A 19,065-nucleotide genomic window follows, 5' to 3' on the forward strand; every position below is an offset into this window, starting at 1 on the left:
GCGCAGGCCAGGCACCTACGCATGCTGCGACACGTGTTGCGTGTCGTGCGACGGGGTGGCCGCTGTTGTCTGCATCGTCGGCGGGAAGGCATGCGCGCGCATCGGCGTCGCGTGTGGCGCACGCACGCATCGACACGACACGACACGACACAACAGGACGGTCACGCGGATGTATCGCCCGCAAACAGGACGGTCACGCGGATGTATCGCCCGCATCGCCATTCAATCGCAACCGCGCGGTTTCGACATGACCTCGATCAACGCATGTGCGTCAGTGCAATTCAGGGCGTGCATGGCGCCGCCCGCGCCCCTGCGCGGAATCATTCGTTCGTGCATCGTGCATCGTGCGGTTGCCGGTGCACGATCGGCGCACGGTCGCGTACGCCGATCCCCGGCCATCGGCTGTCGGCCGATACCGGGTCGCAAACGAACGATCGATTCAAACGCCGCGCCGGCTATCTCGGCACGGGCGTCAGCTCGAAGACGCGCTCCGGCCGACGCTGGTGGCCGGGCCAGTACGTGCTGCCGTACATCCGGTGGACGGGGCCGAACAGCGCGTCGCTCAGGGGCGGCGGCGCGTCGAAGCCCTTCTCGATCACCATGTAGCCGGCACGCAGCGCGAACGCCGGATGATTGCCGCCGGGGCGGCTGTCGAAACCGGCGAAGCCGTCGCCGGCTTCCGGCATCGCGTTGACGAGCGACGCGTTGCTGCGCGTGATTTCGTCGGGCGAGATCGGCCCGCCGCCGGCAAGGCGCGCCGCCTCGCGGTTCTTGCCATCGGTGTCGACCGTGCTGTCGTGCGTGTCGTCGTTGTCGAGCTCGATGCTGCGCGGACGCGAACGCTCGGTTTGACCGGATGATTCCATCGCGGCTCTCCTCGCGGCGAAGCGTTCCGGATCGAAGCAAATCCCGTTCCGGGCATGACGGGAAAAGGCGCGCGGGCGATCGCCGCGGTCGCGCGACGCGCACTGATTTGTCGTGATTTATTTCAGCTAGAAGACGCGTTTTCTACAGAGTATGATTCTTTTCCTGCGAAGCGGCGACAGGGGATTCAGTCGCGCCGCCTCTGCCCGCGCCGGGGGGCCGCAGCACCCTTAAAGACGGGTAGTGAACAACAAAGCAAGGGACTAGAGGTGGCGGATTCATGCAAGCGACTACTGCCTTCACGCACCGCGGTTATCTGTTGAACTGCGCGCCCGCGCGCGCCAGCGACGGGTCGTTCAAACCCTACGTCGTGATCTCCCGATCGAGCGACGGGGAACTCGTTGCGAACCGATTTTTCCCGATCGAACTCCAGTTCAACGACGAAGGCGACGCGATCGCGCACGCGCGCGACTGGGCCGTGCGATGGATCGACGCGAGCAGCATCACGATCTGACGCCGTCGCGATCCCGTGCCATCGGCCGTCCGGCCGAGCCCCGGCGTGCCGCTCCCGGACAAAAAACGCGGTAATCTTGCGGAACCCGTCACTTTATTAGCGGCCGTGCGACCGAGCGCGGCCGCCTGCATTGGCATATGTCGACATCACCCGCCCGTCAGTGGGGCCTTGAAGAAATCGTCGCCGGCTTGCGCGAGTCGCGCGAGGAACTCCATCGCACGCGCCATCCGCGCGGCATTCGCGAACTGCCGTCGCGCGATGCAATCTGCAAGATTGTGACCGGCCTGCGCGCGTCGATGTTTCCGACGCATTACGGCGCAGCGGATCTGACCGACGAAAGCGTCGACTTCTACGTCGGCCACACGCTCGAGAGCACGCTGCGCATTCTGTCCGAACAGATCCGCCGTGCGTTGCCGTTCCTGCCCGAGCATGCCGATACGCCGTTCGCCGAGCTCGACGAACGCGCGTTCGAAATCGCGCGCGAATTCGGCCGGCAGTTGCCGGCGGTCCGTGCGCTGCTCGTCAGCGATATCCAGGCGGCCTATGCAGGCGATCCGGCCGCGCAGCACATCACCGAGATCCTGCTGTGCTACCCCGGCGTGCTGGCGATGATGCATCACCGGCTCGCGCATGCGCTGCACCAGCTGGGCGTGCCGCTGCTGGCGCGGTTCATCAATGAAATCGCCCACTCGGCGACCGGCATCGACATCCACCCGGGCGCGCAGATCGGCCCGAGCTTCTTCATCGACCACGGCACGGGCGTCGTGATCGGCGAGACGGCGATCATCGGCGAGCGTGTGCGCGTGTACCAGGCCGTCACGCTCGGCGCGAAGAGCTTCCCCGCCGATGGTGAAGGTGCGCTGGTCAAGGGCAATGCGCGGCACCCGATCGTCGAGGACGACGTGGTGATCTACGCGGGCGCGACGATTCTCGGCCGCGTGACGATCGGGCGCGGCTCGGTGATCGGCGGCAACGTGTGGCTCACGCACAGCGTGCCGCCCGGCACGAGCGTCGCGCAGGGCAAGGTGCGAGAAGGCGGGAGCGCCGACAAGCCGTAACGCGGCGCGCGGCCGCCGGCCGTCGACGCGCGCACCGGTCAGTGCTTGCCGTCGGGCGCGCGGTGCTTGTACAGCACGTCCTGGTCGACGCGGATCAGGTTCTGCCCCGCATCGACGACGAAATCCACGCCGTTGTACGCGTTGCCCGTCAGCATCAGGATCGCGCTCGCGACGTCGTCGGGGCCCGCGATGCGCGCGAGCGGCGTCGAGGCGCGGCTCGCGTGTTCGAAGTCGGCCTGCGTCTGGTCGTCGCTCGGCAGCATCAGCCCGGGGAACACCGCATTCACGCGCAGCACCGGCGCGGACGACAGCGCGAGCATCTGCGTGAGGTTGCCGAGCGCGGCCTTCGCGACCGTATAGCTGAAATGGTCGCGGTGAAAGTTTTCCTTGATCTTCTGGTCGACCACGTTCACGACGACACCCTGCGCGCCGGCCGCGCGGGCCCGTTCGTAGAACGCGCGCGTGAGCAGGATCGGCGCGCGGCAGTTGACGGCCCACGCCTGATCGAACGCAGCGAGGTCGAAGCTCGGGAAATGGTCCTGCCAGAACACCGACGCGTTGTTGACGAGCACGTCGAGGCGCCCGAAGCGCGCATACACCTGGTCGATCAGCGCGGTGATCTGCGCGGCATCCGACAGGTCGGCCTGCAGCGCGACCGAATCGTGTCCGCGCTCGGCGATCGCACGGGCCGCCGCCTGCGCGGCATCGGCCGAACGGTCGTAATGCACCGCGGTGCGATAGCCGTGCGCGGCGAAATACTCGGCGAACGCGCGCCCGGCCCGGCGCGCGGCGCCGGTCACGAGCACGACGGGCGCGTGCGCCGCTTGCTTCGTCTGCTCCATTACGTATTCGTCAGATTCACGGAAGAAGGATTCGCGACGATCGACAGGAATTCGCGCCGTGTCGACGGATCGGTGCGGAACGTACCGAGCATGCGCGACGTGACCATCTCGACGCCCGGCTTGTGCACGCCGCGTGTGGAAATGCACTGGTGCGCGGCCTCGAGGATCACGCCGACGCCCTTCGGCTGCAGCACGTCGAACAGCGTGTCGGCGATCTGCACGGTCATCTTTTCCTGGATCTGCAGCCGCTTCGCGAACGCGTCGACGAGGCGCGCGAGCTTCGAGATGCCGACCACGCGATGATTCGGCAGATACGCGACGTGCGCGCGGCCGATGATCGGCACCATGTGGTGCTCGCAGTAGCTCTCGAAGCGGATGTCCTTCAGCACGATCATTTCGTCGTAGCCGTCGACTTCGCTGAACGTGCGCGCGAGGATGTCGCGCGGCTCCAGCGCATAGCCGGCGAAGAACTGCTCATAGGCGCGCACGACCCGCGCGGGCGTGTCGATCAGGCCTTCGCGCGCGGGATCGTCGCCGGCCCAGCGCAACAGCACGCGAACGGCGTCTTCCGCTTCTTCGCGGCTCGGTCGGGATGCGGCCGGCTCGGGCCGCGCGGACTTCTTTTTAGCCATCTATCTACTCCATCGAATGCCGCCGCCGGGGCGGCGCGGAATCCGGGCATTGTTTCATGCTTTCGCCGGACGCGTGTGCGGCCTGGGGCCCGGCACTCACTTCGGCCATTCGTCCTGCTCGTCGTTGAACAGCGACGCGACGACGCCGCGCAGCCACGCGGTGCGCGGATCGTTGTGATACTTGCGATGCCAGTGCTGCTTCAGGTCGAAGCGCGGCAGCGCGAGCGGCGGCTCGACGGGCACGATGAACGCGTGCTCGGCCGCGTACGCATAGCCGATCGCATGCGGCACCGTCGCGATCAGGTCGGTGCGGCTCAGGATGAACGGCAGGCTCATGAAGTGCGGCGTCTCGAGTACCGCACGGCGCTGCATGCGCTGCTTCGCGAGATATTTCTCGAGCACTTCCTGGCTGCGGCCTTCGGCGCGCACCACCGCGTGCCCGCACGTGAGGAACTGCTCGACCGTGAACGGCGGCGCCTGCTCGAACGGATGGCCGCGCCGCATCAGGCACACGAACCGGTGCGTGAACAAACGCTGCTGGAAGAAGTTGTTGCCGTCGAGATCCGGGAAGTAGCCCACTGCGAGATCGATCGAACCGGCTTCGAGCCCACGCCCGACTTCGTCGTGCGCGAGCGAGACCGAGCGCAGGTTCGCGTGCGGCGCGCGCGTCGCGAACGCCTGCAGCAGCTTCGGCAGGAACACGATCTCGCCGACGTCCGACAGCGCGATCGAGAACGTATGCGTGCTCGCGGCCGGGTCGAAATCGTGCGGCGCGACGAGGCCGCGCTCGATCTGCGCGAGCGCGTCGCGGGCGGCCGGCAGCAGCGCGAGCGCGCGCGGCGTCGGCTCCATCCCGCGCGACGTGCGCACGAACAGCGGATCGCCGAAGTACTCGCGCAGGCGGCCGAGCGCCGTGCTCACGCGCGGCTGGCTGACGCCGAGCAGGTCGCCCGCGCGGCTCACGTTGCGCGTGTCGTCGAGCGCGACGAGGTAGGGAATGAGGTTCAGATCGAGCGCATCCATCGCCGGGACAGTATCGTCAAAACGTATACAACATATCTCCTGAATCGCGTTGCCGCATAGTCGGGAAAGCGCTCAAATGTGTTCAACGATTCGAATTAATGTTCAGGAGACGAACAATGCGCACCCAAGTCGCGATCATCGGCGCCGGCCCGTCCGGCCTTCTGCTGTCCCATCTGCTGCGCCTGCAAGGCGTCGATTCCATCCTCGTCGAAGCGCGTTCGCGCGAATACTGCGAGAACCGCATCCGCGCCGGCGTGCTGGAGCAGGGCACGGTCGACACGCTGAACGAAGCCGGCCTCGGCGACCGGATGCGCCGCGAAGGGCTCGAACACCACGGCATCGAGCTGCTGTTCTCGGGGCAGCGCCATCGCATCGACCTCTCCGAGCTCACCGGCGGGCGCGCGATCACCGTCTACAGCCAGCACGAAGTGGTGCGCGACCTGATCGCGGCCGGCGTCGAGCATGGCCACGCGATGCACTTCGAGGTGAGCGACGTCGCGCTGCACGACGTCGAGGGCGAGCACCCGTTCGTCACGTTCAAGCATGCCGACGGCCGCGAAGATCGCATCGACTGTGACTACATCGCCGGCTGCGACGGCTTCCACGGCATCGCGCGCCAGACGATTCCGGCCGAGCGGCTGAACACGTTCGAGCGCGTCTATCCGTTCGCGTGGCTCGGCATCCTCGCCGACGCGGCGCCGTCGCTCGACGAGCTCGTCTACGCGCATCACGACAATGGTTTCGCGCTGTTCTCGATGCGTTCGCCCACGGTCACGCGCCTGTACCTGCAGTGCAAGCCCGACGAAGACCTCACCGAATGGTCCGACACGTGGATCTGGGACGAATTGCACACGCGCTTCTCGAACGACACGGGCTGGACGCCGACCGAGGGCCGGATCACGCAGAAGAGCGTGACGCCGATGCGCAGCTTCGTGTCCGAGACGATGCAGCACGGTCGCCTGTTCCTTGCCGGTGACGCCGCGCACATCGTGCCGCCGACCGGCGCGAAGGGGATGAACCTGGCGGTGGCCGACGTCCGCGCGCTGTCCCGCGCGCTCGGTGCGCGCTACCGCCACGGCGACGCGACGCTGCTCGACACGTATTCCGCGACCTGCCTCGAGCGCGTGTGGCGCGCCGAGCACTTCTCGTACTTCATGACGAACATGCTGCATTCGTCGCCGGACGACTCGCCGTTCGTCAATCGCCTGAAGTTTGCCGAGCTGAAATACGTGACGCGCTCGCGGGCCGCCGCGCAGGCGCTCGCCGAAAACTACGTCGGCTTGCCGTTCGACGACGCAGCGACCCCCGAGGCAACCCGCCTTGACAATGCGCTGTGCACGACTCTATGATCGGCCCATCGTTCGCTAATCGAATCTCGGTTCGAATAGCGAACAAAACCGGGATCGACATCGGCCCCGGCGCGGCACGCGGCACGCGCGTGTCCCCTCGACAGGCCGCGCATCGAGCCGCGGGTTCGTATCAGGAAGAGACATGGTCAACAAGATTTTCGAATCGCTTCAGTCGGCGGTGGCCGACATCCACGACGGCGCGACAATCATGATCGGCGGCTTCGGCACGGCAGGCATGCCGTCCGAGCTGATCGACGCGCTGATCGAACAGGGCGCGCGCGACCTGACGATCGTCAACAACAACGCGGGTAACGGCGAGACGGGCCTCGCGGCGCTGCTGAAGGCGAAGCAGGTGCGCAAGATCATCTGTTCGTTCCCGCGCCAGAGCGACTCGCAGATCTTCGACGGGCTGTACCGCGCCGGCGAGATCGAGCTGGAGCTCGTACCGCAGGGCAACCTCGCGGAGCGCATCCGCGCGGCGGGCGCCGGGATCGGCGGCTTCTTCACGCCGACCGGCTACGGCACCAAGCTCGCGGAAGGCAAGGAAACGCGCGTGATCGACGGCAAGCCGTATGTGTTCGAGACGCCGATCCACGCCGATTTCGCGCTCGTGAAGGCGTACAAGGGCGACCGCTGGGGCAATCTCGTGTATCGCAAGACGGCGCGCAACTTCGGGCCGATCATGGCCAGCGCCGCGAAGGTGGCGGTCGTGCAGGTGTCGGAAGTCGTGCCGCTCGGCGCGCTGAACCCGGAACACATCGTGACGCCGGGCATTTTCGTCCAGCGCATCGTCGAGGTGCCGCAGGCCGCGCACGCGGCCGAGCTGGCCGCCGAACACGCCACGTCCCAAGCCGCCTGAGGAGACCCGACATGAAACGACTGACCCGCGATGAAATGGCCAAGCGCGTCGCCCAGGACATCCCCGAAGGCGCGTACGTGAACCTCGGCATCGGCGTGCCGACGCTGGTGGCGAACCACCTCGACCCGAGCAAGGAAATCTTCCTGCACAGCGAGAACGGGCTGCTCGGCATGGGCCCCGCGCCCGCGGCCGGCGAGGAAGACGACGAACTGATCAATGCCGGCAAGCAGCACGTGACGCTGCTCACCGGCGGTGCGTATTTCCACCACGCGGATTCGTTCGCGATGATGCGCGGCGGCCACCTCGACTACTGCGTGCTCGGCGCGTTCCAGGTGTCGGCGAACGGCGACCTCGCGAACTGGCACACGGGCGCGCCCGATGCGATTCCGGCGGTCGGTGGCGCGATGGACCTCGCGATCGGCGCGAAGCAGGTGTTCGTAATGATGGAGCACCTGACGAAGCAGGGCGAGAGCAAGATCGTCGCGCAATGCTCGTATCCGGTCACCGGCGTGCAGTGCGTGAGCCGCATCTATACGGATCTCGCCGTGCTCGACGTGACGGCCGACGGCCTCGCGGTGAGCGAGATCTTCACCGACCTGTCGTTCGACGAACTGCAGAAGCTGACCGGCGTGCCGCTGATCGACGCGACGCAAAAGGCCGCTGCCTGAACCCCGAGCGTGCCGGCGCGTGCGCTTGCGCGCAGGCCGGCACGCTTGGGTGGACAATAGGCGCACGCCGTTTCCCCAATCTGATGCCATGCTCGAAGACAGCGCCCGCCTCACCTCCCTCATCTGCGGCACCGAGCCGCTCAACCGGATCTGGTCGCCCCGCGCGACGATCCAGCGGATGCTCGACGTCGAGGCCGCGCTCGCGCGTGCGCTCGCCGCGCAGCAGGTGATTCCCGCCGCCGCGGTCGCGTCGATCGAACGCGCATGCGATGCCAGCCGGCTCGACGCCGACGCGCTCGCGCACGGTGCGGCGCTCGGCGGCAATCTCGCGATTCCGCTCGTCAAGCAGCTCACCGCGCAGGTGAAGGCCGACGACCCCGAGGCCGCGAAGTTCGTGCACTGGGGCGCGACGAGCCAGGACATCATCGATACCGCCACCGTGCTGCAGTTGCGCGACACGCTCGACGTGCTCGAACCGATGCTCGACGACGCATGCGCATCGCTCGCGGCGCTCGCGCGCACGCATCGCGCGACGCCGATGATCGGCCGCACGTGGCTGCAGCAGGCGCTGCCGATCACGCTCGGCCTGAAATTCGCGCAATGGCTCGATGCGCTGCTGCGCCATCGCGCGCGCTTCGCCGAATTGCGCGAGCGTGCGCTGGTGCTGCAGTTCGGCGGCGCGGCCGGCACGCTCGCGAGCCTGCGCGAGCACGCGGCCGGCGTCACGGCCGCGCTGGCGGCCGACCTGAAGCTCGCGGCGCCGGCCGTGCCGTGGCACACGCAGCGCGACCGCATCGCGGAAGCCGCGTCCTGCTTCGGGATGCTGACGGGCACGCTCGGCAAGATCGCGCGCGACGTGTCGCTGCAGATGCAGACCGAAGTCGGCGAGCTCGGCGAGCCCGTTGCCGCCGGCAAGGGCGGTTCGTCGACGATGCCGCACAAGCGCAACCCGGTCGGCTGCGCAGCGGTGCTGACGGCTGCCGTGCGTGCGCCGAACCTCGTCGCGACGGTGTTCGCGGGGATGGTGCAGGAGCACGAGCGCGCGCTCGGCGGCTGGCAGGCCGAATGGGATGCCTTGCCCGATCTCGCGCGCCTGACCGGCGGCGCGCTGGCGCAGATCGCGCAGATCGTCGCGGGCCTCGACGTGAACACCGAACGCCTGGCCGCGAACCTCGACCTGACGCGCGGGCTGATTCTCGGCGAAGCGGTGATGCTCGCGCTCGGCGACAAGATCGGCCGGCTCGACGCGCATCACGTCGTCGAACATGCGTCGAAGGAAGCCGTGCGCACGGGCGCGACGCTGTTCGACGTGCTCGCCGCCGATGCGACCGTGTCGGCCCACCTGTCGCGCGACGCGCTCGCGCGGCTGCTCGATCCCGCTCATTACGTCGGCGAGGCGCAGGCCTACGTCGACGCCGTGCTCGCGCTGCATGCGGGCGCGCAATCACCAGGAGAACATTGATGCCTTTCGCCACTGTCAACGGCGTGAAACTGCATTACCGGATCGACCGTGCGGCGCGCGACGACGCGCCGTGGCTCGTCTTCTCGAACTCGCTCGGCGCCGACCTGCAGATGTGGGCGCCGCAGATCCGCCCGCTCACGCAGCACTTCAACATCCTGCGCTACGACACGCGCGGCCACGGCCATTCCGATGCGCCGGCCGGTTCGTACACGATCGAGCAGCTCGCCGGCGACGTGATCGGCCTGCTCGACCACGTCGGTATCGCCCGCGCGCATTTCTGCGGAATCTCGATGGGCGGCCTGACGGGCGCGGCGCTGGCCGCACGCTTCCCGTCGCGCATCGTTCGCGCGGTGCTGTCGAACACCGCCGCGAAGATCGGCTCGCCGGAAGTGTGGGCGCCGCGGGCGCAGAAGGCGCGTGCCGAAGGGATGGCCGCGCTCGCCGACGCCGTGCTGCCGCGCTGGTTCACCGACGCGTTCGTCGAACGCGAGCCGCGCCTGTTCGACGCGATCCGCGACACCTTCGTGCATACCGACAAGGATGGCTATGCGGCGAACTGCGACGCGCTGAACGCAGCCGACCTGCGCGAAGAGGTGAAAGGCATCGCGTTGCCGGTGCTCGTCGTGACCGGCGCGAAGGACATGTCGACGCCGCCCGACCAGGGCCGCGCGCTGGCCGCCGCGATTCCGGGTGCGCAGCACGTCGAATTCGACGCCGCGCATATTTCGAACATCGAGTGCACCGACGGCTTCAACCGCGCGCTGCTCGATTTCCTGACCGCGTGAGGCACCGGCGATGGATGACCAGGAACGTTATGAAGCAGGGATGAAGGTGCGTCGCGCGGTGCTCGGCGACGCGCACGTCGACCGTTCGCTCGAGAACCGCACCGAGGTGACCGAAGAATTCCAGAACCTGATCACGCGCTATGCGTGGGGCGAGATCTGGACGCGCGACGGCCTGCCGCGCCATACGCGCAGCCTGCTGACCATCGCGATGATGGTGGCGCTGAACCGCGGCGAGGAACTGGCGCTGCACCTGCGCGCTGCGCGCAACAACGGCGTGACGCGCGACGAGATCAAGGAAGTGCTGCTGCAGACCGCGATCTATTGCGGGGTGCCGGCGGCGAATTCCGCGTTTCATCTCGCGGACAAGATCTTCAAGGAGCAGGATGTGGCCGGTTAAGTACCGGGTGTAGTCCGATGTTGATCCGAGGCCTGCGGATGGTTCGCAGGCTTCGGCGATGAATGAACGCGCCGGCAGAGCATCGGCGCGCGGCGCACCGGATGGCCGGTGCGCGAACAAAGGCAAGACGTGGTTCCGAGGCCGCGTCGCTTATATATATCAGGAGACTCGCGATGAATCGCGCACCCGTGGTCGATGTTCAGACCTTCATCAACGAGCAGCCGTTCGGCGGTTTTCAGTGGCTCGTATTCCTCATGTGTTTCGTGATCGTGCTGCTCGACGGCTTCGATACGGCTGCGATCGGCTTCATCGCGCCGTCGCTGCTCGGCGAATGGAACCTCACCAAACCCGATCTCGCACCGGTGCTGAGCGCCGCGCTGTTCGGTCTCGCGTGCGGCGCGCTCGTGTCGGGCCCGTTGTCCGACAAGCTCGGGCGCCGCTCGCTGCTGCTCGGCTCGGTCTTCCTGTTCGGCGTCGCATGCCTGATGTCCGCCTTCTCGACGACGATCGGGCACCTGACGATCCTGCGTTTCATCACCGGCGTCGGGCTCGGCGCGGCGATGCCGAACGCGGTCACGATGATGGGCGAGTTCTGTCCGGACAAGCGCCGCGCGACCGTGATCAACCTGATGTTCTGCGGCTTCCCGCTTGGCGCCGCGTTCGGCGGTTTCCTCGCCGCATGGATGATTCCGCATTTCGGCTGGCGCAGCGTGCTGATACTCGGCGGCGTGACGCCGCTGCTGCTTGGCGTGCTGTTGCTGCTGAAGATGCCGGAGTCGGTGCGCTTCATGGTCGCCAACCACCACGCCGTCGACAAGGTTCGCGCGACGCTCGCGCGCATCTCGCGCGATGCGCTGAACGCCGGCTCGTTCGCGCTGACCGAAGCCGCGCCGCAGACGGGCAGCAAGGGCCTCGGCGTCGTGCTGTCGCGCTCGTACATCGTCGGCTCGGTGATGCTGTGGCTCGCGTACTTCATGGGGCTCGTGATCTTCTACGCGTCGATCAACTGGATGCCGATCCTGCTGAAGGATGCCGGCCTGACGCCGAAGAGCGCGACGCTGATCTCCGCGCTGTTCCCGCTCGGCGGCGTCGGCGCGGTGCTGTGCGGCGTGCTGATGGACCGCTTCAACGCGAACCGCGTGATTGCCGTGTGCTACGCGCTGACGGCGGTGAGCGTTTATGCGATCGGGCAGGCGGCCGGCAACGTCGGGCTGCTCGTGCTGGTCGTGTTCGTGGCCGGTGTGCTGATGAATACCGCGCAATCGTCGATGCCGGCGCTCGCCGCCGCGTTCTATCCGACAGAGGGGCGCGGCACGGGTGTCGCGTGGATGCTCGGCGTCGGCCGCTTCGGCGGGATTGCGGGATCGTTCCTCGTCGCCGAGCTGACGCGCCGGCATTTCTCGTTCGCGGGCGTGTTCGCGACGATCGCCGTCGCGGGCTTGCTCGCGTGTGTCGCGCTGCTGATCAAGCAGATGGCGCGGCCGCATGGCGTGACGCAGCCGGCAGGCAAGATCGAATCGCTCGGGCATTGAGCGACGCGTGGGCCGGTGCGATGCGCCGGCCCGCCGCTTCGGCGGCCGTCGGGCCGCCGGCTATTCCTCCGTGTCGTGTTCCCTCACGAAGTTGCGCAGATATGCGCGCAGCGCGGCCTCCCGGCCGCGATGATCGGCGAGGTTCGCGGCGCCCATGTCTTCCTCTTCACCGAACATCGTCGGCGGCGCGCTGTAGATACCGATCTCGATGTCCTCGCGCAGCACGCGAATCTCGTGCGTGAGCGGGTGATACTCGGCGATCCAGTGCATCCCCTCGATGTGTTCGCCCGCCCTCAGCAATGGCTTCATCGGCACTCTCCCGGCAGCAGCGGCGCAACCGGCGAAACGGCTGCGCGCGCCCGTAACAAAAGGGTACGCCTGCATCGGGCGAATCTCAACGGGCGCGCGGTGAGCGCTCACTACGCCAGCAGGTGCGCGACCAGCGGATACAGCGACAGGATCAGCAGCACGGCCATCGTCATGTTGAACATGCGCAGCGCGCGGGGGTTCGACAGGAAGCGGCGCAGGCCGAGGCCGAAAGCGGCCCACAGGCAGATGCAAGGGAAGCCGATCAGGATGAACACGACGGCCATCCAGGCGGCGTTCATCCCGTAGTCGGCGGACAGGCGGACCGTCGTCGCGGCGGTCAGCACCATCATCCAGGCCTTCGGGTTGATCCACTGGAACGCGGCGGCTTCGATGAACGTCATCGGACGCGGCTTGCCGCCGTGCGCCTTCACTTCGCCCGACGTGCCGATGCGCCATGCGAGGTAGAGCAGGTACGTGACGCTCGCGACTTCGAGGATCGTGTACAGCAGCGGCAGGCGCTTGAAGGCTTCGCCGAGGCCGAAGCCGACGCAGAGCATCAGGATCGCGACGCCGATGCTGATGCCGAACAGGTGCGGCATGGTGCGGCGGAAACCGAAATTGACGCCGGATGCGAGCAGCATCGTGTTGTTCGGGCCGGGCGTGATCGACGTGACGAGCGCGAACAGCATGCCGGCGGGCAACGCGCTGAGGGTGAGGAATTCCATCGCGGATTCTCCGTTCGGTTCTGGACTGGGATGGAGGTCAGTTTAGCGACGGTTTTCTGTACAGTACCGGTACAGTTGGGTTGACGAATGCCGGTACGGGGGTGGGTGGGGTTGCGGGCTTGTGTTGGCACCCTTATCACTCACTCGCCAAAAATTGCTGTTGACTGGCAATTAGTGCGGCGCTGCACGCCGTCTTCATATCGTTTAGCGCGACAGGTCGGTAAGCGCCTTAGTCGTAGTACGCGTCGTCGTAGCGATGCTTGTTGCGACGCATCCTGCGCATGTTGTCGCGGTCCCGTGCGTCGTCGCGCTCCCGTGCGTTGCGGCCGAGGTTGCCCCCCAGCGCCGCGCCGCCGCCACCGCCGAGCGCCGCGCCGAGGAGCCCGCCGTTGCGGCCGCCCATCGCATGGCCGGCCGCGGTGCCCGCGCCGCCGCCGAGTGCGCCGCCAATGATTGCGCCGTCGCGCTCGTCGCGGTTCGCCGCGATCGCGCCGCCGGCGCCACCACCGATCGCGCCACCCACCACCGCGCCGGTGCGGCCGCCCAGTGCGTCGCCGACGGTTGCGCCGGCGACACCGCCCAGCGCACCGCCGAGCGCGTTGTCCCAGTTGTCCGCCGCGGCTGGCAGTGAAATCACCGCGGCCGCGGTGACGATGAATGCGGAGGCGATCTTCTTCAACATGCGAATGCTCTTCCTTGTGCTCAATCTGAAGTCCGGTTTCTTGCGTTGCTGCCGATTCGTTTCAATGAACCATTTCAACGAAAGGCCGGCGAAAGATAGCACTCCGATCAAAAGAAGGGTCGCCATTGTCGTAACAGATTGTGTGCACCTGGAAAGCTAGCCCGGCATCGCAATTTTCTTAACCGGGCTCCACTATTTTTCCATCAAACCGCACAAAAATGTCCATCGAAGCCAGGCTCTTGCGGCAAGTCGTTCTCCGACCGAACGCTTGGAAACCCACCTTTTCACCAATCCCATGCGCGACGCCGACAGCTATCTCAAACACATCACAAGCACATCGGCATCGACGTCGTGAACGCATCCACCAGAAACTCGCCGTCCGCCAGTCGACGGTGACGAAATAAATCGCGCTGCGCGGATTCGACCATCACCGGCACGCCGCATGCATACACCTGGTGGTCCGACAGATCGTGCAGATCCTCGATCACCGCGCGATGGTCGAAGCCGGTGCGGCCCGTCCGCCGTCCGGGGATGGATCCTGTTTATGGGAATCGCGCTGACTGGTCTGCTTGCATTCCGCAGGCAGCGGCCGAAATAGCGTGAACTACCCGCGCCGCTGAACCCGCGCCTTCGCACACTTGAACCACAGCCGCATCGCGCCGACTCCACCCGCGACCGTCATCCGCGGCAACAGGAACCGATCGTCGCGCACATCGGCGCAGCCGCGCCGGGTCGTCGTCGCGTTGTGGTAACCCGCGGCGGCGACCTGGTCGCGCACGCGCGGGTCCAGGTCGCCGTACGGGTAGCAGAACGATTCGACCGTCTGGCCGCTCAACGCTTCGAGCCGCTGCTTCGATTCGACGATCTGAACCTCCGACACGTGCGCCGGCACGTGCGACAGCGCGACGTGATCGAGCGTATGCGAGCCGATTTCATGGCCGTGATCGCGCCAAGCGAGCATGTCCGCGTGCGTCATCAGCGGCGAGCGTGCGGTATCGGCGGCCGCATCCCAGTCGTTCTCGCCGCCGAACCGGCCGGCGACGAAGTAGCAGGTCGCGGTGAAGCCGAGCGCATCGAGCACGGGCATCGCATGCGTCCGCACGTTGAGAAAGCCGTCGTCGAACGTAATGCCGAAAACCTTCCCGCTGCGCTCGCCGCGCAGGTACGGCTGCAGTTCGCGCACGCTCAGGCCGCGGTAGCCGAGCCGCCTGAACAGCGTCATCTGGCGGCGGAACGCATCGGGTGCGACGCTCAGGCTGCGCAGCCGGTCGGGCGGTGGCGGCGGCGTGCGGACCTGGTGATACATCAGGATCGGGTAGCGCGTGGCGGGCAGCAGCATGAGCGGGTCGCGGGAACGGGGAATTACGCGGCCTTGCGGAAAATCCGCAGGGTCTTGAAGTCGCCGATTTCGACGAAATCGGCATTCGCCGCCCATTGCTCGATGATCGGCTCGGCCTTCCGGTACGCCGACGAGCCCTTGTAGAACAACAGGTGGCCGTCGCGCGCGGTGTGTCGTGCGAACAGGTCGAGCACTTCGGCGTCGGTCTTCGCGCCGTAGCGGCTGTTCGACTCGTCGCGGAATTCGCACAGATGGAACAGCGTGACGACGTCGAACGCCGGCAGCAGGTCCGAATTGCTCGTATAGATGTCGCCGAAATAGGCCAGATAGGTCTTGCTCACCTCCGGTTGCCGCGTGACGAGATCGACGTACGACTTGTATTCCTTCGGCGACGCCGTCACGCCGAAGACGGTGTTGTTCAGGTGCGGCCGCGCGCATTCCACGCCGACATGATGATGGCCGCCGGTGCCGAAGTGATAGATGCGGATGCCGTTGAGGCGCGCGGTTTCCAGCCATTCGACGAAGTGCACGTCACACGGGCACTCCTGCGTGCGCAGGTCCCAGTACTTCTTCCAGATATTCATTGCCATTAAACGGACCTCATGGATGTCACCCGACGATACGGGTTGTGGCGAATCGATTTCTGATAGACGGACAACGTCGCGTCGATGAATCGTTCGAACGAGAATTCACGCTTGCCCTTCAGCCGCGCACTACGCCCCATCGCGCGCACGCACCCGGGCTCGCGCACGATCGAGCGCAGGATTTCCCCGATCGCTTCAGGCTCGCGCGGCGGGACGACCCAGCCGTCCACGCCCGGCTCGACGTTCTCGGGCAGCCCGCCCACGCGGGTCACGATCGCGGGGCAGCCGAGCGTCATCGCTTCGCGGCACGCATACGACAGGCTCTCGTGGTACGACAGCACGAACGACACGTCGATGATCGAGAACGGTGTCCGCACGTCGTCGAGCCGGCCGGTGAAAACGGTGCGCGCGGCCATGCGGTGGTGTGCGATCTGTTCGCGTTGCTCGGCGGTCGGCTCCGCGCCGACCAGCAGCACGCGAAACCGCTCGCGCTCGTGTTCGGGCAGGCGGCCCAGTGCCGCGATCAGGTCCATCCAGCCTTTCTCCGGCGCGGTGCCGGCGCTGCTGCCGAGCACGATCGCGTCCGCGGCGGACGGCCCGAACAGCGCGATCTTGCGGCGACGGATTTCGTCGCTGGCCAGTCGTTCGGCGGCCTGCCGGCGCACGCCGTGCTTGACGACGGTGACGTTCCCGTACGGCGACCGGAGCGCGAGCATGCCCGCGACATAGTCGCTGACCGCGATGGTGTGGTCGGTGGCGAGGCGTGCGCGCAGCACGTTGCCGAAGCTGTCGGCGCGGTAGGTGTTGTGCTTGGTGAGCACGACGGCGGGCCGATACCGGCAGCCGAGCAGCGCGAGCATCACCTGCCGGTGATCGGCGGAGCCGTTCACATGGATGACGTCGAAGCGCTCGGCGACGATCCGCTGGCGCAGCCGGAGGATTTCCTGGCACAGCCGGTTCCAGCGCGGTTTGAATTCCATGTCGAAGATGGCCACGTCGGGACTGTCCTTCAACAGTCGCGACAGGCGGCTGCCCTCCGGTGACGCGACGGTCACGCGATGATGCCGGCTCATCGCGGCGGCGAGATCACGGACGTAGGTGTCCTGGCCGCCGCCGTAGTCGCCGTGGAAGTTGGTATACAGAATGTTCATCACGATGCCGCCTTTCCTCGATCATTCATTGGGCAGGACTGCTGAGAAAATGAGCGTGTCCGCTTGTTGAGAGCAATGACTCGAACCTGGTCCCGCGTGGTCGATGCGGGATCGCGCATCGACGCCCGGGCGGGGCGTCACCGCGAATCGTTTCCAAATATTACAGAAGCATTACGTACCGTAGTGTCAAGGTCTGCGCATCTTTGTGAACAAGTGTCGCGATCGTTCACCGTGTCGTCACGCGGTGCGATGCCGCCGGGGAGGAGGGGAGTCCGGCGATAGGGTTCCTGTCGCCGGTGCGTGGAGCGTGGCGAGCCCGGTGCGACCGGTGAAGCGGCCCGATTACCCTCGTTGGCGGGGCAGGAAGCGGGCTGGATCGCGACAAAACCCGACTTTTCGACGGCATCCGGACGCAGATCAACCCCCTCGACTTTCAGATTCGAAAGCCGGACGGCCATTTGCGTTAGAATGCCCCCCCTTGTCCGCCATGGCGACTGCCAAAGGCGGACTCGTCGCACCCAGAGAGACGTGGGTTTCGATTCGTAGCCGGGCGCGGAAGATGTGCCAGCCGTTAGCAACATACGCTTTGTGATTTGGATTACTAATGAAGAAGAAGCACAACATCACCAAGTACATCGTTGTCGCGATGATTCTTGGAATCGCAGTGGGTTACGCCTGTCATAGCGCGTTTCCCGACCCGAACATGGCGAAGGAGGTCGCCGGCTACGTATCGTTGCTGTCCGACATATTCCTGCGCCTGATCAAGATGATCATCGCGCCGCTGGTATTCGCGACGCTGACCGTCGGCATTGCGCAGATGGGCGACGGCAGTGCCGTGGGCCGCGTCGGCGTCAAGGCGTTCGGCTGGTTTTTCATCGCGTCGTTCACGTCGTTGCTGCTCGGCCTGCTGACCGCCACGATCCTGCAACCGGGGAGCCATCTGAGCCTGCCGCTGCCGGCGTCTGATGCGTCCCTCGGGCTGAAGACGGGCGCCTTCACGCTGAAGGACTTCGTGGTGCACCTGGTGCCGAAGTCGATCGCGGAAGCGATGGCGAACAACGAAATCCTGCAGATCGTCGTGTTCTCGATCTTCTTCGGCACCGCGCTGTCGGCGCTCGGCGAGTCGGGCAAGCGCCTGACCGGCGTGATCGACGATCTCGCGCAGGTGATGCTGAAGGTGACGGGCGCGGTGATGTGGTTCGCGCCGGTCGCGGTGTTCGCGGCGCTGGCGTCGACGATCACCACCCAGGGACTCGGCATCCTGCTCACGTTCGCGAAGTTCATGGCGAGCTTCTATCTGGCCCTGGCGCTGCTGTGGGGCGTGCTGACGCTCGCCGGCGTGACGTTCCTCGGCAAGCGTGCGTTCACGCTGATCCGGCTGATCCGCGAGCCGTTCCTGCTGTCGTTCGCGACGGCGAGCTCCGAAGCCGCGTATCCGAAGCTGCTGGACGCGCTCGACCGTTTCGGCGTGAACCGCAAGATCTCGAGCTTCGTGCTGCCGATCGGCTATTCGTTCAACCTCGACGGCTCGATGATGTACTGCACGTTCGCGGTACTGTTCATCGCGCAGGTGTACGGCATTCATCTGCCGCTGGGCACGCAGATCACGATGCTGCTGATGCTGATGGTCACGTCGAAGGGGATGGCGGGCGTGCCGCGCGCGTCGCTGGTCGTGATCGCGGCGACGCTCAACCAGTTCAACCTGCCCGAAGCCGGGTTGCTGCTGATCATGGGCGTCGACATGTTCCTCGACATGGGGCGCTCGGCCACCAACGCGGTCGGCAACTCGATCGCGGCGGCCGTGGTCGCGAAATGGGAAGGTCAGCTCGACGACCCGCGCGACGACAACGATCCGAGCAACGGCCGTGCGATGAAGGTGAAGGTGCCGGAGACCTCGGCATCGGCATGATGTGCAGCAGTGCGGCAGCGCAGCGATAGGGGTGCGCTGCCTGCTTTCCGGTAGTGGATAATCGCCGGCCTGGATTCGAAATGGATCCAGGCCGGCGATTTGTTTTGGGGAGATGATTCCGTCCTGAATGCGGTCGTTTTCCCTGATTCCCGGATTACCCGATTGATACCTGGCGCTCGACGTTTCAATCCGTCGTCGTTGAACACACGGCGATATTCCCGCAGGCACGCGCAAGCCTGATTTTCCCGATCCCCGATTCGACGTGTAAGTGATCATTCACTGTCGCGCTGTCGTGCGCGCCTTCAGCGCGCTTGGGTGGCAGCGGCAATGCCGTCAAAGCCGATTCCTTGAAAAGCGCGCGACGCGAGCGATTCGCAATTT

At 66.2% G+C, this 19,065-nt stretch carries 20 protein-coding genes and 1 pseudogene; 10 read left to right on the plus strand and 11 right to left on the minus strand.

The genetic code is table 11. The annotated features are described in order from the left end of the window. Window positions 1-455: 455 nt before the first annotated feature. Window positions 456-866 carry a DUF3005 domain-containing protein gene (locus LGM56_RS28690; RefSeq protein WP_089498048.1) on the minus strand — a complete coding sequence of 137 codons (411 nt, stop codon included), beginning with the start codon at window positions 864-866 and terminating at the stop codon, window positions 456-458. 278 nt (window positions 867-1,144) lie between these two features. Between LGM56_RS28690 and LGM56_RS28695 the strand changes: the two genes are divergently transcribed. Further along, complete coding sequence (locus LGM56_RS28695) at window positions 1,145-1,378, plus strand: hypothetical protein (RefSeq protein WP_011356723.1); 234 nt, start codon at window positions 1,145-1,147, stop codon at window positions 1,376-1,378. Window positions 1,379-1,515: 137 nt separating this feature from the next. Then, window positions 1,516-2,436, plus strand: a complete 921-nt coding sequence (gene epsC, locus LGM56_RS28700) for a serine O-acetyltransferase EpsC (RefSeq protein ID WP_089498047.1) — start codon at window positions 1,516-1,518, stop codon at window positions 2,434-2,436. 38 nt (window positions 2,437-2,474) lie between these two features. Here the strand turns inward: epsC and LGM56_RS28705 are convergent, their stop codons facing one another. The 3 genes from LGM56_RS28705 to LGM56_RS28715 all read right to left on the minus strand — a co-directional run bounded on the left by LGM56_RS28705 (window position 2,475) and on the right by LGM56_RS28715 (window position 4,933). After that, window positions 2,475-3,278: an SDR family oxidoreductase gene (locus LGM56_RS28705; protein ID WP_089457253.1), complete on the minus strand. Its 804-nt coding sequence runs from the start codon at window positions 3,276-3,278 to the stop codon at window positions 2,475-2,477. After that, window positions 3,278-3,910, minus strand: coding sequence for a GTP cyclohydrolase I FolE (gene folE, locus LGM56_RS28710; RefSeq protein ID WP_021157584.1), 633 nt, complete (start codon window positions 3,908-3,910; stop codon window positions 3,278-3,280). Before folE ends, LGM56_RS28705 begins: the two co-directional genes overlap by 1 nt. Window positions 3,911-4,006: 96 nt before the next feature. Next, a complete protein-coding gene (locus tag LGM56_RS28715) occupies window positions 4,007-4,933 on the minus strand; it encodes a LysR family transcriptional regulator (RefSeq protein ID WP_069250399.1) in 927 nt (308 codons plus the stop codon). Window positions 4,934-5,049: 116 nt separating this feature from the next. On the opposite strand from LGM56_RS28715, the gene pobA reads away from it, so the two are divergent. From pobA to LGM56_RS28750, 7 genes are all read left to right on the plus strand, one after another. Beyond that, window positions 5,050-6,282, plus strand: coding sequence for a 4-hydroxybenzoate 3-monooxygenase (gene pobA, locus LGM56_RS28720; protein WP_226207411.1), 1,233 nt, complete (start codon window positions 5,050-5,052; stop codon window positions 6,280-6,282). Window positions 6,283-6,424: 142 nt separating this feature from the next. Then, complete coding sequence (locus LGM56_RS28725) at window positions 6,425-7,141, plus strand: 3-oxoacid CoA-transferase subunit A (protein ID WP_226207412.1); 717 nt, start codon at window positions 6,425-6,427, stop codon at window positions 7,139-7,141. Window positions 7,142-7,152: 11 nt separating this feature from the next. Continuing rightward, the gene (locus LGM56_RS28730) at window positions 7,153-7,809 is read left to right on the plus strand and encodes a CoA transferase subunit B (RefSeq protein ID WP_089457255.1); all 657 of its coding nucleotides are present in this window, start codon (window positions 7,153-7,155) and stop codon (window positions 7,807-7,809) included. Between the two features lie 88 nt (window positions 7,810-7,897). Continuing rightward, the gene (locus LGM56_RS28735) at window positions 7,898-9,271 is read left to right on the plus strand and encodes a 3-carboxy-cis,cis-muconate cycloisomerase (RefSeq protein ID WP_226207413.1); all 1,374 of its coding nucleotides are present in this window, start codon (window positions 7,898-7,900) and stop codon (window positions 9,269-9,271) included. Next, on the plus strand, window positions 9,271-10,056 hold the full coding sequence (pcaD, locus tag LGM56_RS28740; protein WP_039344475.1) for a 3-oxoadipate enol-lactonase: 786 nt from the start codon (window positions 9,271-9,273) through the stop codon (window positions 10,054-10,056). Before LGM56_RS28735 ends, pcaD begins: the two co-directional genes overlap by 1 nt. A gap of 10 nt (window positions 10,057-10,066) precedes the next feature. After that, window positions 10,067-10,453, plus strand: coding sequence for a 4-carboxymuconolactone decarboxylase (pcaC, locus tag LGM56_RS28745; RefSeq protein WP_226207414.1), 387 nt, complete (start codon window positions 10,067-10,069; stop codon window positions 10,451-10,453). A gap of 173 nt (window positions 10,454-10,626) precedes the next feature. Continuing rightward, on the plus strand, window positions 10,627-11,985 hold the full coding sequence (locus tag LGM56_RS28750) for an MFS transporter (protein WP_226207415.1): 1,359 nt from the start codon (window positions 10,627-10,629) through the stop codon (window positions 11,983-11,985). Between the two features lie 60 nt (window positions 11,986-12,045). Here the strand turns inward: LGM56_RS28750 and LGM56_RS28755 are convergent, their stop codons facing one another. From LGM56_RS28755 to LGM56_RS28785, 7 genes and pseudogenes are all read right to left on the minus strand, one after another. After that, window positions 12,046-12,294, minus strand: a complete 249-nt coding sequence (locus tag LGM56_RS28755; RefSeq protein WP_046548863.1) for a hypothetical protein — start codon at window positions 12,292-12,294, stop codon at window positions 12,046-12,048. 110 nt (window positions 12,295-12,404) lie between these two features. Then, the gene (locus LGM56_RS28760; RefSeq protein ID WP_089457258.1) at window positions 12,405-13,019 is read right to left on the minus strand and encodes a LysE family translocator; all 615 of its coding nucleotides are present in this window, start codon (window positions 13,017-13,019) and stop codon (window positions 12,405-12,407) included. 229 nt (window positions 13,020-13,248) lie between these two features. Next, window positions 13,249-13,701, minus strand: a complete 453-nt coding sequence (locus tag LGM56_RS28765) for a glycine zipper domain-containing protein (RefSeq protein ID WP_226207540.1) — start codon at window positions 13,699-13,701, stop codon at window positions 13,249-13,251. 326 nt (window positions 13,702-14,027) lie between these two features. Continuing rightward, window positions 14,028-14,219: pseudogene (locus tag LGM56_RS28770) on the minus strand (CDP-6-deoxy-delta-3,4-glucoseen reductase); the annotation flags it as partial. Window positions 14,220-14,305: 86 nt separating this feature from the next. Next, window positions 14,306-15,040: a polysaccharide deacetylase family protein gene (locus tag LGM56_RS28775; protein WP_226207416.1), complete on the minus strand. Its 735-nt coding sequence runs from the start codon at window positions 15,038-15,040 to the stop codon at window positions 14,306-14,308. Window positions 15,041-15,063: 23 nt separating this feature from the next. Next, entirely contained in the window at window positions 15,064-15,630 is a 567-nt protein-coding gene (locus tag LGM56_RS28780) for a hypothetical protein (RefSeq protein WP_226207417.1), read from the minus strand. Next, window positions 15,630-16,775 carry a glycosyltransferase family 4 protein gene (locus LGM56_RS28785; protein ID WP_226207418.1) on the minus strand — a complete coding sequence of 382 codons (1,146 nt, stop codon included), beginning with the start codon at window positions 16,773-16,775 and terminating at the stop codon, window positions 15,630-15,632. The genes LGM56_RS28780 and LGM56_RS28785 overlap by 1 nt, the downstream gene beginning before the upstream one ends. Window positions 16,776-17,379: 604 nt before the next feature. Here LGM56_RS28785 and LGM56_RS28790 point away from each other — a divergent pair. Beyond that, complete coding sequence (locus LGM56_RS28790; protein WP_226207419.1) at window positions 17,380-18,684, plus strand: dicarboxylate/amino acid:cation symporter; 1,305 nt, start codon at window positions 17,380-17,382, stop codon at window positions 18,682-18,684. The last annotated feature ends 381 nt before the right edge of the window (window positions 18,685-19,065 follow it).

Origin of the sequence: Burkholderia sp. AU38729, from assembly GCF_020419725.1 — a bacterium.
Taxonomy (GTDB): domain Bacteria; phylum Pseudomonadota; class Gammaproteobacteria; order Burkholderiales; family Burkholderiaceae; genus Burkholderia.

Coding starts and splice junctions, on each gene's coding strand:
- LGM56_RS28690 (WP_089498048.1), bottom strand. CDS start 866: ATGGAATCATCCGGTCAAACCGAGCGTTCGCGTCCGCGCAGCATCGAG.
- LGM56_RS28695 (WP_011356723.1), top strand. CDS start 1,145: ATGCAAGCGACTACTGCCTTCACGCACCGCGGTTATCTGTTGAACTGC.
- epsC (WP_089498047.1), top strand. CDS start 1,516: ATGTCGACATCACCCGCCCGTCAGTGGGGCCTTGAAGAAATCGTCGCC.
- LGM56_RS28705 (WP_089457253.1), bottom strand. CDS start 3,278: ATGGAGCAGACGAAGCAAGCGGCGCACGCGCCCGTCGTGCTCGTGACC.
- folE (WP_021157584.1), bottom strand. CDS start 3,910: ATGGCTAAAAAGAAGTCCGCGCGGCCCGAGCCGGCCGCATCCCGACCG.
- LGM56_RS28715 (WP_069250399.1), bottom strand. CDS start 4,933: ATGGATGCGCTCGATCTGAACCTCATTCCCTACCTCGTCGCGCTCGAC.
- pobA (WP_226207411.1), top strand. CDS start 5,050: ATGCGCACCCAAGTCGCGATCATCGGCGCCGGCCCGTCCGGCCTTCTG.
- LGM56_RS28725 (WP_226207412.1), top strand. CDS start 6,425: ATGGTCAACAAGATTTTCGAATCGCTTCAGTCGGCGGTGGCCGACATC.
- LGM56_RS28730 (WP_089457255.1), top strand. CDS start 7,153: ATGAAACGACTGACCCGCGATGAAATGGCCAAGCGCGTCGCCCAGGAC.
- LGM56_RS28735 (WP_226207413.1), top strand. CDS start 7,898: ATGCTCGAAGACAGCGCCCGCCTCACCTCCCTCATCTGCGGCACCGAG.
- pcaD (WP_039344475.1), top strand. CDS start 9,271: ATGCCTTTCGCCACTGTCAACGGCGTGAAACTGCATTACCGGATCGAC.
- pcaC (WP_226207414.1), top strand. CDS start 10,067: ATGGATGACCAGGAACGTTATGAAGCAGGGATGAAGGTGCGTCGCGCG.
- LGM56_RS28750 (WP_226207415.1), top strand. CDS start 10,627: ATGAATCGCGCACCCGTGGTCGATGTTCAGACCTTCATCAACGAGCAG.
- LGM56_RS28755 (WP_046548863.1), bottom strand. CDS start 12,294: ATGAAGCCATTGCTGAGGGCGGGCGAACACATCGAGGGGATGCACTGG.
- LGM56_RS28760 (WP_089457258.1), bottom strand. CDS start 13,019: ATGGAATTCCTCACCCTCAGCGCGTTGCCCGCCGGCATGCTGTTCGCG.
- LGM56_RS28765 (WP_226207540.1), bottom strand. CDS start 13,701: ATGTTGAAGAAGATCGCCTCCGCATTCATCGTCACCGCGGCCGCGGTG.
- LGM56_RS28775 (WP_226207416.1), bottom strand. CDS start 15,040: ATGCTGCTGCCCGCCACGCGCTACCCGATCCTGATGTATCACCAGGTC.
- LGM56_RS28780 (WP_226207417.1), bottom strand. CDS start 15,630: ATGGCAATGAATATCTGGAAGAAGTACTGGGACCTGCGCACGCAGGAG.
- LGM56_RS28785 (WP_226207418.1), bottom strand. CDS start 16,775: ATGAACATTCTGTATACCAACTTCCACGGCGACTACGGCGGCGGCCAG.
- LGM56_RS28790 (WP_226207419.1), top strand. CDS start 17,380: ATGAAGAAGAAGCACAACATCACCAAGTACATCGTTGTCGCGATGATT.